10 protein-coding genes are annotated in these 12,700 nt (G+C 47.6%); all 10 read right to left on the bottom strand.

Annotation, left to right across the window (positions count from 1 at the left end):
- Nucleotides 1–141: 141 nt before the first annotated feature.
- The 10 genes from GUA98_RS24060 to GUA98_RS24015 all read right to left on the bottom strand — a co-directional run bounded on the left by GUA98_RS24060 (nucleotide 142) and on the right by GUA98_RS24015 (nucleotide 12,480).
- The gene (locus tag GUA98_RS24060) at nucleotides 142–1,950 is read right to left on the bottom strand and encodes an ABC transporter ATP-binding protein (protein WP_193724630.1); all 1,809 of its coding nucleotides are present in this window, start codon (nucleotides 1,948–1,950) and stop codon (nucleotides 142–144) included.
- Nucleotides 1,951–2,005: 55 nt separating this feature from the next.
- Nucleotides 2,006–3,304: an NCS2 family permease gene (locus tag GUA98_RS24055; protein WP_193724629.1), complete on the bottom strand. Its 1,299-nt coding sequence runs from the start codon at nucleotides 3,302–3,304 to the stop codon at nucleotides 2,006–2,008.
- A 167-nt stretch (nucleotides 3,305–3,471) separates the two neighbouring features.
- Nucleotides 3,472–4,230 (bottom strand): ThiF family adenylyltransferase, encoded by a 759-nt coding sequence (locus tag GUA98_RS24050; protein WP_095289508.1) that lies wholly within the window; start codon nucleotides 4,228–4,230, stop codon nucleotides 3,472–3,474.
- 18 nt (nucleotides 4,231–4,248) lie between these two features.
- Nucleotides 4,249–6,027 (bottom strand): aspartate--tRNA ligase, encoded by a 1,779-nt coding sequence (aspS, locus tag GUA98_RS24045; RefSeq protein ID WP_193724628.1) that lies wholly within the window; start codon nucleotides 6,025–6,027, stop codon nucleotides 4,249–4,251.
- 215 nt (nucleotides 6,028–6,242) lie between these two features.
- The gene (hisS, locus tag GUA98_RS24040) at nucleotides 6,243–7,496 is read right to left on the bottom strand and encodes a histidine--tRNA ligase (protein ID WP_193724627.1); all 1,254 of its coding nucleotides are present in this window, start codon (nucleotides 7,494–7,496) and stop codon (nucleotides 6,243–6,245) included.
- Nucleotides 7,497–8,221: 725 nt separating this feature from the next.
- The gene (locus tag GUA98_RS24035; protein WP_193724626.1) at nucleotides 8,222–8,674 is read right to left on the bottom strand and encodes a hypothetical protein; all 453 of its coding nucleotides are present in this window, start codon (nucleotides 8,672–8,674) and stop codon (nucleotides 8,222–8,224) included.
- Between the two features lie 86 nt (nucleotides 8,675–8,760).
- Nucleotides 8,761–9,267, bottom strand: a complete 507-nt coding sequence (locus GUA98_RS24030; protein ID WP_153979743.1) for a type 1 glutamine amidotransferase domain-containing protein — start codon at nucleotides 9,265–9,267, stop codon at nucleotides 8,761–8,763.
- 319 nt (nucleotides 9,268–9,586) lie between these two features.
- Nucleotides 9,587–9,754, bottom strand: coding sequence for a hypothetical protein (locus GUA98_RS24025; RefSeq protein ID WP_153979744.1), 168 nt, complete (start codon nucleotides 9,752–9,754; stop codon nucleotides 9,587–9,589).
- Nucleotides 9,755–9,828: 74 nt separating this feature from the next.
- Nucleotides 9,829–10,290: a D-aminoacyl-tRNA deacylase gene (dtd, locus tag GUA98_RS24020; RefSeq protein ID WP_193724625.1), complete on the bottom strand. Its 462-nt coding sequence runs from the start codon at nucleotides 10,288–10,290 to the stop codon at nucleotides 9,829–9,831.
- A gap of 12 nt (nucleotides 10,291–10,302) precedes the next feature.
- Nucleotides 10,303–12,480 carry a RelA/SpoT family protein gene (locus GUA98_RS24015; RefSeq protein ID WP_153980827.1) on the bottom strand — a complete coding sequence of 726 codons (2,178 nt, stop codon included), beginning with the start codon at nucleotides 12,478–12,480 and terminating at the stop codon, nucleotides 10,303–10,305.
- Nucleotides 12,481–12,700 lie beyond the last annotated feature (220 nt).

Genomic DNA, 12,700 nt, shown 5'->3' with positions numbered 1-12,700 from the left:
TAGCCAATCTGACGACACAAAAGGATACCCACTATATCATATTGAATGGCAAAAAGCTACAGCTAACAGGACGAAAAGACAAATGAACCGCTGTTCCCGTCCCTTTAAGACGAAAAAACAACGGTTCACATCGTTTATCAATTAATACTCCTTGGGCTCTGGCTTCCCATCTTGTGCAACAAATTGTTTCTGAGCCAGCTCACGATATACCGGATGCGTGCTGATTAGCTCTGCATGTGTACCCGTCCCGGTGACATGGCCCTGCTCCAGTACAACAATCTGATCCGAATCCACGACTGTGGACAAACGATGCGCAATTACAACCGTTGTCCGTCCCTCCATCAAATTCGAAAGGGCTTGCTGCACTTCATGTTCCGAAGTACTGTCCAGACTGGACGTTGCCTCATCAAGCATGAGGATATCCGGACTGCGCAGTAGTGCCCTGGCTATGGCAATGCGCTGACGCTGACCGCCCGAAAGCTTGATTCCACGTTCGCCCACCTCGGTCTCGTAACCCTGGGGCAAGCTATCGATAAATGTTGACGAATATGCCATGTCAGCGGCGTGCCGAATCTCGTCCATACTTGCTTCTCGTCCAAGCCCATAGGTAATGTTGTCCTTAATGGTACCTGCCATTAGCGGACTCTCCTGTGAAACATATCCGATCTTGCTTCGCCAGGAGGCGAGTGAATAGTCCCTTATGTCTTGTCCTCCGTAAGTTATGTTACCCGAATCGGGAAGATAAAACTGCTCAAGCAGTGAGAATAAGGTTGATTTGCCACTGCCGCTGGGACCAACGATCGCCGTCACTTTACGCGCAGGAACGGTTAAATTAATACCGTGCAGCACTCCTTCTCCTGTGACATAGGCGAAATGCAGGTTGTTGAATGCAATGGTCTCGTTGCCTTTTGGAGCTGCCTTCACATGGTGTTGTGGTTCTTCTTCATGTGCAAGAATAGCCTGAATGCGTTCAGTTGCACCGACTACTTTTTGCAAACGCGAATACAGTGTCGTGAACTGCCCCATCGGCATAATAACCTGGAACAGCAGCAGGATAAAGGCTACCAGTTCCCCGGGTGATAACAATCCAGATGCTACCCGCATACCGCCAACACCCAGAATAACAACTAATACAGCGGTCATGACAAAGGTAAAGAGCGGTCCGATCAACGCCAGGATTCTTGCTTCCTGCAAGCCAAATGCAAACATTTTGTCAATGCGGGAATATCCGGCTTCCGCCTCCTGTTTTTCGGTGCCATACGCTTTTACCAATCGGATCTCACTAATGACCTGGCTCAGCACGGAAGTGAGGCCAGCCATCTCATCCTGCTGCTTTTTGGAGATTTTGTACATTTTACGTCCTACTGGCAGCAAAATCAGCAGCGTTAACGGTACCAAGCTCAAGATAATAAGCGACATGACCCAATCCAGATAAAATAGCAGAGCCACCCCGCCCACCACCGCAACGATATTGGAAACAAAGGAGACCAGATAATCGGCAATCAGCGTCATGATCTGGCTTGTATCATTGGTGATGCGGCTCATTGTATCCCCTGTACGATTACGATCAAAATAGGGCATTGGCAGGGATAAAACCTTGTTCCACAGCTTCGTTCGCAGTGTTGCAACCACGCGTTGTCCTGCATAATTCAACATATAGATGCTGATGCCTGAAGCAATCGCCTGAATGACAAAAGCGCCAAGCAGGAGAAAAATGACGGATGTATTCAGTGCAGACATCGTTAGTCCATCAATGAGGCCCTTGGTCATCAGTGGAACAATTAACCCGGCCGTAGTCTGAATGAGGGTCAGAATCAATGCGACGATCAAAATGAGTTTGGGAGGTTCTGTGGAAGCAATCAGCTTCACAAAATCTTTAAATCCTTTTTTCCCCAGCTTCGGTTCAACCCGGTCCGTCTGTTCCTTCTCTTCCATTCCCCGTTCCTCCATTCTCCACCTGTTCACTAGACATTACACGAATGATCTCTCCGTACGTCCCAACTGATTACAATACGCCATGCAGTACAAAGTTGGCCAGAAACAGAATGGCAATGCCATACATAACCACAGGCACCTGTTTCCCCTGACCTGCGGCCAGCTTCGCCAGTGGATAAGCAATGAAACCAAACGCCATGCCGTCCACAATGCTATATGTAAAGGGAATCATGACCATAATCAGAAATGCCGGGAATGCCTCTGTAAAGTCACCAAAATCCATATCCTTCACACCTTGCACCATTAAACCGCCAATGATGATCAAAATGGGGGCTATTGCACTGTCCGGAATATACCCGAGCAGCGGAATGAAGAAAAAAGTCGCCCCGAACAGCACGGCTGTAACGAGCGGTGTCAAGCCCGTGCGTCCGCCTGCTGCAATACCGGCCGTAGTCTCTGCCGCAGCTACAGGAGGGCTGCTTCCGAATATACCTGCCAATACCGTACTGATCGACAGAGCGCGCAGGCTGCCTTTGAAACGCTGCGGGCGATCAATCATTTGCGTCTGAGCCGTAATCAATCCGATATTCTCGAATACGACAATCAGCAGCAGCAAAAAGACAGCAATCCAGAACGCAATATCTGCTAGATTCATCAGGGACAATTCGCCAAACAACCCGCCGTATTGACGCAGCGCTTCCATCGCGGACACGGGTTCACCCGGGTTCACTGCACCTAGCACATAGGCAAGTCCAGTCCCGATCAGAATACTGATGAGAAGTCCGCCCTGAATATTACGTATGAATAGAATCACAGCAAGCACCAGTGTTACGCAGGCCGTAATGACATTAGGATCATTGAAGTGCCCGATCGCTACAAATGTCGTCTGATGAGCGATAACAATTCCGCTTTTCTGCAAACCAATAAAGGTCAAAAACAGACCAATGCCCACCGTAATCCCATGCTGCAGGTTTTTCGGTATGGCTTCGCTGATCACTTTATATAGTGACGTAAATGCAACGATTGCAAAAAGTATACCTGTAACAGCCACCACGGCCAGTGCTTCTTGCCAGCTCAGCTTCATGGAATGTACGAGTGTGTACGTGAAAAATGCATTGATCCCCATTCCGGGTACAACCACAATAGGTGACTTACCTCCGAATGCCATCAGCAAGCAACCCGCAATAGACGTCAGCAGTGTGCCTACCATCGCTGCCTGTAGAGGCATGCCGGCATCTGCCAGAATTGTAGCATTGACCATCACGATATAAACGACAGCAAAATAGGAGATGGCTCCCGCCACAATCTCCTTTTTCCACTGGTCCCCCGGCTCCACACCGAGACGTCTGGTCATCCAACCTTGTTTCATCCGTTCTGTTCCCCTCTCTCTATGTACACTGCCATTTCTCTATATATTTATCATCATTTCGCGCAGCACCACATATCATACACGGTTTTGAGATTGAAGTACATTACATGATGACTATAAAAAAAGCGCAGGCGCCTTGTAGGCACCTACGCTTTTCGCTCAACAGGTTACTGTTGTTTTTTCGCTGCATTTTCAATCAATTCCTTGACTGCCACACTGACCATGATCAGTCCGGCTACCGGAGGAACAAACGCGTTGCTCGCTGGTGGCTGTTTCGCCTTGCGAATTTCCGGTGCGTTCTCAGGAACGATCTTTTGAGTAACATCTTCACGCGGCTTTAATGGCTCCTCTGTAGAAAAGACCACTTTGACCCCTTTTTTGATGCCTTCTTTGCGCAGTTTTGTGCGAACCACACGGGCAATCGGGTCCATGGACGTTTTCGAAATATCCGCAACCTGGAATTTCGTAGGGTCCATTTTGTTCGCCGCACCCATGCTGGAGATCACCGGAATTTTACGTTTGAGGCATTCCTTAATGAGATGGATTTTGTAGATGATCGTGTCGGATGCATCCAGGACATAATCCAGTTCATATTTAAAGAGCTCCTCATACGTTTCTTCCGTGTAAAACATGTTCAAAGCGATGGCATCAATCTCAGGGTTAATGAGCTTGACCCGGTCCACCATCAGATCGGCTTTTTTCTGACCAACGGTCGTGGTCAACGCGTGAATCTGGCGGTTAACGTTGGTGATGTCCACCACATCCTTATCGATCAGGATGATGCGTCCAACCCCGCTGCGAGCAAGGGCTTCAACGGCTATACCGCCCACGCCGCCAATACCAAGCACGGCAACTGTACTATTTTTCAAAGCATCCAGACCTTCAGGTCCGATTGCCAGCTCTGTTCTTGAAAATTGATGGAGCATTGAGAATCGATGCCTCCTTTATTTCTTTTCCGCCACCGGTTTACGGGCTACACGGATATGAAGTTGTTCCAACTGGGCTCCGTCCACTTCAGAAGGTGCGTTCATGAGCAGATCGGTTGCACTTGCCGTTTTCGGGAAGGCAATGGTTTCACGCAGGTTTGTACGGCCTGCCAGCAGCATAACGAGACGGTCAAGACCAAAGGCGATACCGCCATGTGGTGGAGTTCCGTATTCGAAGGCTTCAAGCAGATAACCGAATTTCTCATTGGATACTTCAGGAGAAAGTCCAAGGGCTGCAAACATTTTCTCTTGCACGTCACGCTTGTAGATACGCATTGAACCGCCACCTACTTCATAACCATTCAGAACAAGGTCATAAGCTTGAGCACGAATCGCACCCGGGTCTGTATCGAACAGAGCCACATCTTCGTCTTTTGGACGAGTGAACGGGTGATGTTCTGCCACGTAACGCTTCGCATCTTCATCATATCCAAGAAGTGGGAAGTCCACAACCCAGGCAAATTTGAATTTGCTGTCATCGATCAGACCAAGTTGACGACCAATTTTCAAGCGCAGTGCACCCAGAACGTCTGCAACCACTTTTTTGTTGTCGGCAGAGAAGAGCAGCAAGTCGCCTTCTTCAGCGCCAGTGCGTTCTTTCACCGCTTCAATCTCTTCTGGTGTAAAGAATTTCACGATTGGGCCTTTGAATTCGCCGTCTTTCACTTGAATCCAAGCCAGACCTTTGGCACCGTAACGTGCTGCGAATGGTCCGAGATCGTCGATCTCTTTGCGGCTCCATGTGCCACAGCCTTTGGCATTCAGCACTTTTACTTCTCCACCTTTTTCGATGACAGAAGCAAATACTTTCACACCACTGTTCGCTACGATATCGTTCATTTCCACCAGCTCCATGCCAAAGCGCAGATCCGGCTTGTCTGAACCGTATTTACCCATCGCATCTGCATACGTAATCCGCTGGAATGGCAGCTCAAGCTCAATGCCTTTCGTTTCACGAAGCAATTTTGCCATCAGCTTTTCCATCATTGGCAGCAGGTCATCCTGTTCCAGGAAGGAAGTCTCGATGTCGACTTGTGTGAACTCAGGTTGACGGTCTGCACGCAGATCCTCATCCCGGAAACAGCGGGCGATTTGATAATAACGCTCAAGTCCGCCGACCATCAGCAATTGTTTGTAGATTTGCGGAGATTGCGGCAGAGCGAAGAATTCACCTTCATGTACACGGCTTGGTACGAGATAGTCACGCGCACCTTCCGGGGAGCTCTTCGTAAGAATCGGTGTTTCCACTTCAACAAACTCTTCTCCATCCAGGTAGTCACGGAATACTTTGGACGCTTTGGAACGCAATTTCAGTGTTTCGTACATTTCCGGACGACGAAGGTCCAGATAACGATATTTCAAGCGAAGGGACTCATCAACTTCCACACCATCTTCAATGAAGAATGGCGGCGTTTTTGCCGCGTTCAGCACTTCGATTTCCGTAATCTGAACTTCAATTTCACCTGTAGGCAGGTTTTTGTTCACGGTCTCTTCATCACGTTTAACCACTTTACCCGATACGGCGATAACATACTCACTACGTACCCGGTCAGCAATTTGCAGAGCTTCGCCGGAGTAAGCCGGGTTAAATACCACTTGTACAATACCGCTGCGGTCACGCAGATCGATAAACAGTACGCCCCCCAGGTCACGGCGGGTCTGTACCCAGCCGTTCAATGTTACGGTTTCGCCGATGTGTGCGGTCGTTAATGCGCCGCAATGATGACTTCTTTTCATAACCAAACTCCTCATTATGTGAATTTCCGTTCTGTGCAAGTAGGCCAAGACCATTACTTTAACAGCGCGGTTGCGTGAAGACGATATATTGAAAGGCGTTGTACTTACGGGAGCTGTACCAATTTTGGACAAAATCTAGGTTGAATGGCTTCCAGGCCCCGTAAGGCTGCCGAATCATATAAAAATGAATTGAACTTACTCTGGCTTCTGCGAACTTATTTGGTTCCCTGAATGGTTGCAATCAGCTCTTCCAGTTTTACGGTTTGCTGTTCACCTGTATCCATTGCCTTGAGGGCAATCTCACCGCGTTCCAGCTCATCATCACCAAGAATCGCCGTATAACGGGCTTTGTAACGATCCGCTGATTTCATTTGAGCCTTCATCTTGCGCCCCAGATAATCACGTTCACCTGAAAGACCGGACTGACGAAGCTTGAACAACAGACGGTTTACTTCCCGATCTGCTGCTTCTCCAAGAGCAACAAAGTACACATCAAGTGGAGTTAGGGCACTTACATTAATATTTTGGTGTTCCAGAATCAGTTGAATGCGTTCCAGACCAATACCAAAACCGATGCCCGGTTGATCCGGTCCGCCGATATCTCCAACGAGGCCGTTATATCTGCCGCCACCACCTACGGTATCAATGGCACCAATTCCCTGTGCCTTCAATTCAAATGCTGTCATGGTGTAATAATCCAGACCGCGCACAAGACGTGTATTCACTGCATAATCTACGCCGAAATCATCCAGAAAACCTTGAACTTTGGCAAAGTGGTTTGTTGCTTCCTCGTCCAGACTATCCAGAATGGAAGGTGCACCGACAAATTTGTCCTGATCTACCTTACAATCGAGGACGCGAAGCGGATTGCGTTCCATGCGATTTTGGCAATCCTTGCACAAGGTGTCCTTCATCGGTCTCAGGAAGCCCAGCAGCTCTTCACGATAGGCAGCACGGCTTGCTGCATTACCCACCGAGTTCACTTCAACTTTGACATCCTTCAACCCCAGCTCAACACAGAACTGATAACCGAGTGCGATAACCTCTGCATCGATTGCCGGATCTACTGCTCCGAATGCCTCTACCCCGAACTGGTGGAACTGACGCTGGCGTCCTGCTTGCGGACGCTCGTAGCGGAACATGGGACCTACATAATAAAGCTTCGTTACATCTGGCTCCCCATACAGCTTATTCTCTACAAAAGCACGTACAACGCCAGCGGTTCCTTCCGGACGAAGCGTCATGCTGCGATCGCCCTTGTCCTTGAACGTGTACATTTCTTTTTCAACGATGTCCGTTGTTTCGCCTACCCCTCGCTCAAACAGTGAAGTCTGTTCAAAAATGGGTGTACGGATCTCCCGATAATTAAAACGGCGACACAGATCCTTAATTTTCTCTTCGACAAACTGCCACTTCTCCACTACGCCAGGCAGCAAATCCTGTGTTCCCGTTGGTTTCTGAAAAGCCATCTTGTATCCCTCCAGCCTCTAGTTTCTCTATATAACAAAAAAATCCCTCGCCCTGTCGCTGCATACAGCAAACAAAGGGACGAGAGATTGTGTATATACATTCACCCGTGGTACCACCCACATTCCGGAACTCCTGACACTTTTGCCGTTCAGGTAATCATTTGATCATAAAAGACTGCACTATGGCAATACGATCAGACCATCGTTCCGCTCTACGTGTAACGCACGTCCTGCGCAGGCCGGCTAATGGCTATCAGAGTCATCTCTGATGTGTTCGCCGTCTGTTCTCGGGGAAGTCATTCGTCCGCTCATCAAGAGAATCCTTACAGCCAAGGGATTCCTCTCTGTTCATGTGGGCACGGAGTACTTGGTCCCGTCATCAAATCAGTATTATAATTCAAGAAAACGACTGATATTGACTATAGTCAACATATTATTTTCTGATTGTAATGAACCGCAGTACTAAAGTCAAGGGCTAACATCAAAAGACAGCAAAAAAAAGCCTGCACACGGTGTGCAGGCTCAAAGGATATATAAAAAAAGGGGGTCATGTTTGTTATTATAAACGCCCTATGTTAAAGCCTTATGTAACTAATATTACAGTAATATTACAAAAATGATAGCGCTTTAATAATATCTAAATAAACTTATACAGAAGAGCCCTTGTGATCGCGCTGACACGAAATGATGTCAGGCGTCACAAGGGCTCTTCCATGATCTATACGTTAATTCAATTCCTCCACATAGGCATTGTTGGACCGAAGCTTATGAATAATTTCATCATAATCCTCGTCCTGTACTTTGGCAGACAAAACATAATGCAGATCATCATAATCGTCCGAGGAGACGTCTGCTGCTCTGAGCAGGTCACCGTCCGCATTCACATTGTCGTGTACATCCCGGTCCCGGTCAGCATTACGATCCACATTACTAACCACTGGAACTACATTCTCACTTGCCGGAACTCCAGGTGCTGTACCGACACCCATGGCTCCATTTGTACCTGCGCCACCCGCCGTATTATAAGGCACCAGCGGCAGCAAGATGCGTTTGTCTCTGCCAATCGCACTGTCCAGCTGTCCTACCTCCAAATGCTCGGTCCGAAACGTCTGGAGTGAAGTTCTAGCACCCTCCGCCTCATCTTCGGTTCGAAAATATGCCTGAATATGCTTTGCCATGTCAAACCCTCCTTTGTCGGATTGAATTACATCATGTATTGTGAGATTAACTTGATAAACAAGTTAAATCGTTTACCCGTGACCGATTATATGACTTTCAACAGTTCACGAACAAATGCAGGCTCATCGGCTGGTGTTCTCGATGTAATGTAATTACCGTCCACTACAGCCTCATGATCCTTAAATTCAGCACCTGCATTGACCATATCATCCTTAAGTGGCGGATAGGACGTAATGGTTCGCCCTTTGAGCAGGTCAGCGCTGGCCAGAATTTGCGGGCCATGGCAGATTGCCGCGATTGGCTTCTTCGCACTGTTAATCTCCGTTACAAACTTCAGGATGTTTTCATCCGTGCGGAGATTTTCAGGAGATGATCCTCCTGGAATGACTACTGCGTCATAATCTGAAGCAGATACATCTGCAATCGCCTTGTCTGAAGTATAGGAAGCCTTGCCGCCTTTACCTTTGAGCGTTTCTCCTGCCTTCAAACCGATGATTTCCACTTCGTGTCCGGCTTTTTTAACCTCATCATATGGGACCTGCATTTCCGAATCTTCAAAATCGTTCGCCAATAAAAAAGCAACTTTACTCATAACGTACGTTCTCCTTTCCGTGTTCGAAAAATCTTTTCATATTCGGGTTTTGCAGAATTTAGTAAGCTACAAATTCAGTAAATCCATGTACAAACCCTGAACCTCGGCACGATCCTGTGCCTCGTGTTGTTATTACCCTAACTGCAGCTGTTTATAACAGTTTAAGTAATCGAACATTGAGTTTCTTTCTAACATGGAAACGAAAACACAAAAAAGCCCTGATTCGAATATCGAATCAAGGCTTTCGGCTCTCCTGTTATACGAGTAAACTCTGGGCATATAAAATGACTGCTTGCTTACAGCTTTTATTTCAACATAATTAGGCACGCGGCAGGTGACTCTGTTCTCCCTTGTCCGAATCCTGGGTAGACCAGATCGTAGCCACGCATTCAGAAGCTGCGCGAGCCAACTTCAGCGACTCGTACAGATTCCCGGGAATGAGCAGTGGTTCCATACGGGAACGTGTTATCTTGGCAGATTGACGCATAGTGAGAGATACTCCTTTGATCAGCGTATGCTAATACTAGAACTATCCCTCATTATGGCCTGATCCAAGGTGAATTATGCACGTGCTTCCTGACGGAGAGGGCTCTCCAGCATTAATGTCACGGGACCCCAGTTGGTGAAGGACACATCCATCATAGCTCCGAATCTCCCTGTTTCCACCTGAATGCCTTTATCCCTCAATAGTTGATTAAAGGTCTCATATAACACCTCAGCCGCTTCTGGCCGGGCTGCAGCCGCAAAACTCGGGCGTTTCCCTTTGCGACAGTCACCATATAGAGTAAATTGCGAGACCGAAAGGACTGCGCCACCCACATCCATCAGGCTAAGATTCATCTTTTCCTGATCATCCTCGAAAATGCGAAGTCCTGCTACCTTGTCTGCAAGGTAAACTGCATCTTTCTCCGTGTCTTCATGAGTAATACCTACGAGCAGCATGACCCCGGATTCAATCTGTCCCGTTATTTCGTCACCAACGGTAACCTGAGCCTCTTTGCAACGTTGTACAAGCACTCTCATCTGACAGGCTCCTTACTGCATAATCCGATGCACGGAATAGACATCTTTAACCCGTTTGATCCGTTCGACAACAGAATGCAGATGCTCTGTATTGCGGATCAGGATTGTAACGTGCACCAATGCTAATTTATTTTTGTCTGTCCGTCCGGTGACGGCAGATATATTGGTTTTACTTTCGGAAACGGCCTGAAGCACCTCATTGAGCAGTCCATTGCGATCATGTCCGGTAATCTCAATATCGACACTGTAGTTGGCCTCAATATTTTCTTCCCATTCCACCTCAATAACGCGTGCTGCTTCCTCTCCATCCCCGCTTGAAGGAATGTTCGGACAGTCGCTGCGGTGTACGGATACCCCGCGTCCGCGCGTAACGTAACCGATAATGTCATCACCCGGGACAGGATTACAACAGCGTGCAAAACGAACGAGCAAGTTATCGATGCCTTTGACACGTATGCCGTTCGTAGGACGATTCTTGCGTTCAGGTGCAGGCTTCAGCTCCCGCATTTCGGAATTCAATTCGAGCAAGCTCGACTCTTCCTGTTCCTTGCGCAATTTCTCGGTTGCTTTGGTTATAATCTGGGCAGCGGTAATGCCACCGAATCCAACCGCTGCAAGCATGTCATCAATATCGTTAAACGCATATTTTTTGCATGCTTCCATCAATTTGTCATCCGTCATCCACGCAGAAGGATCAAGTCCCATACGTTTCAGCTCGCGCTCACAGCTTTCGCGGCCTTTTTCAACGTTTTCTTCGCGACGTTCCTTCTTGAACCACTGCTTGATCTTGGCTCTCGCATGGGATGATTTCGCAATTTTGAGCCAATCCTGACTTGGACCATATGAATGTTTGGACGTCAGGATCTCAATGATATCTCCAGTCTTCAGATGGTAGTCAAGTGGAACAATGCGACCGTTGACTTTGGCACCAATCGTACGGTTACCTACTTCGGTATGAATTCTGTACGCAAAATCGAGCGGTACGGAACCTGTAGGCAGCTCAATGACTTCACCTTTTGGTGTAAATACAAATACCAAATCAGAGAAGAAATCCATCTTAAGGGATTCGACAAATTCAGATGCATCCTGCGCTTCATTTTGAAGCTCAAGAATTTCCCGGAAGAACGTAATTTTATCTTCAAAATTATTCCCGGTTGCTGCACCTTCCTTATAGGCCCAGTGGGCCGCAATCCCGAATTCGGCAGTACGGTGCATATCCCATGTCCGAATCTGAACTTCAGTCGGCTCCCCATTCGGGCCAACCACCGTTGTATGGAGCGATTGGTACATGTTAGCCTTAGGCATTGCAATGTAATCCTTAAAACGTCCAGGCATCGGTTTCCATAATGTGTGTATAATGCCGAGGGTAGCATAACAATCTTTGATATTATCCACAATAATACGAATCGCAAGCAGATCGTAGATTTCGTTAAACTGCTTGTTCTTCGTTGTCATTTTTTTGAACACACTGTAAATATGTTTCGGACGACCAGACAGATCTGCCTGAATTCCCATCTCATCAAGCTTGGTCGTGATTCCATCCATCACCGTATCGATGTACTGCTCACGTTCTGCACGCTTCTTATGCATCAGATTTGCAATACGGTAGTATTGCTGCGGATTCAAATAACGGAGAGCAATGTCCTCCATTTCCCATTTGATCGCAGAGATACCCAAACGGTTGGCAATGGGACAGAAAATCTCCAGCGTCTCATAGGAAATTCTACGCTGGCTTTCTTCCGATTGAAATTTGAGTGTCCGCATATTGTGCAGGCGGTCAGCCAATTTGATAACGATGACACGGATGTCCTGCGCCATGGCGATGAACATTTTACGATAGTTTTCGTTCTGCTGCTCTTCCTTGGAGCGGAACTGAATACGTTCCAGCTTCGTCAAGCCGTCAACAAGCATGGCACACGTATTGCCGAAGTGAGTGCGGATTTCTTCAAGCGATACCGTAGTATCTTCTACAACATCATGAAGAAGCGCTGCAATAATGGAGATGGTGTCCATCTGCATGTTCACAACAATGTCGGCAACCGCAAGCGGATGCAGAATATACGGTTCTCCCGATTTACGCGTCTGTCCATGGTGGGCCTGATCAGCAAATTCGTAAGCTTCACGTATGCGCACCAGATCGGGTTCTTTGATATAAGCTCCGGCCTTCTCGAGTAATTGCTCTATGCCCATTCTGATCTGTTCCGTGTCCTTTCTATACAAAATGGAACCCGTGACAAATGCATCAACACAGGTTCCCCGTAAAAGTAATTTCCTATAATTATGACGCTTCGCCCGTTTCCCGTCAACTGCTGACGAATAAGAGCGTATATCCAATTTTTTAAAAGAATTTATGACTGGCCCATTCATATCTCCATAATCCGCTCAAAGGGATTGAACCGTGCCTTTATCT

It is taken from the genome of Paenibacillus sp. P13VS (assembly GCF_015143645.1).
Classification (GTDB): Bacteria; Bacillota; Bacilli; order Paenibacillales; family Paenibacillaceae; genus Paenibacillus; species Paenibacillus xylanilyticus_A.
The sequence above is the reverse complement of the archived record's forward strand: the minus strand, read 5'-3'. Positions and strand labels throughout refer to the sequence as shown.

What these genes read in the sequence shown, in the direction of transcription:
- GUA98_RS24030 (WP_153979743.1), bottom strand. Translation starts at nt 9,267, where the DNA reads ATGAGTAAAGTTGCTTTTTTATTGGCGAACGATTTTGAAGATTCGGAA.
- aspS (WP_193724628.1), bottom strand. Translation starts at nt 6,027, where the DNA reads ATGAAAAGAAGTCATCATTGCGGCGCATTAACGACCGCACACATCGGC.
- hisS (WP_193724627.1), bottom strand. Translation starts at nt 7,496, where the DNA reads ATGGCTTTTCAGAAACCAACGGGAACACAGGATTTGCTGCCTGGCGTA.
- GUA98_RS24025 (WP_153979744.1), bottom strand. Translation starts at nt 9,754, where the DNA reads ATGCGTCAATCTGCCAAGATAACACGTTCCCGTATGGAACCACTGCTC.
- dtd (WP_193724625.1), bottom strand. Translation starts at nt 10,290, where the DNA reads ATGAGAGTGCTTGTACAACGTTGCAAAGAGGCTCAGGTTACCGTTGGT.
- GUA98_RS24035 (WP_193724626.1), bottom strand. Translation starts at nt 8,674, where the DNA reads ATGGCAAAGCATATTCAGGCATATTTTCGAACCGAAGATGAGGCGGAG.
- GUA98_RS24055 (WP_193724629.1), bottom strand. Translation starts at nt 3,304, where the DNA reads ATGAAACAAGGTTGGATGACCAGACGTCTCGGTGTGGAGCCGGGGGAC.
- GUA98_RS24050 (WP_095289508.1), bottom strand. Translation starts at nt 4,230, where the DNA reads ATGCTCCATCAATTTTCAAGAACAGAGCTGGCAATCGGACCTGAAGGT.
- GUA98_RS24060 (WP_193724630.1), bottom strand. Translation starts at nt 1,950, where the DNA reads ATGGAGGAACGGGGAATGGAAGAGAAGGAACAGACGGACCGGGTTGAA.
- GUA98_RS24015 (WP_153980827.1), bottom strand. Translation starts at nt 12,480, where the DNA reads ATGGGCATAGAGCAATTACTCGAGAAGGCCGGAGCTTATATCAAAGAA.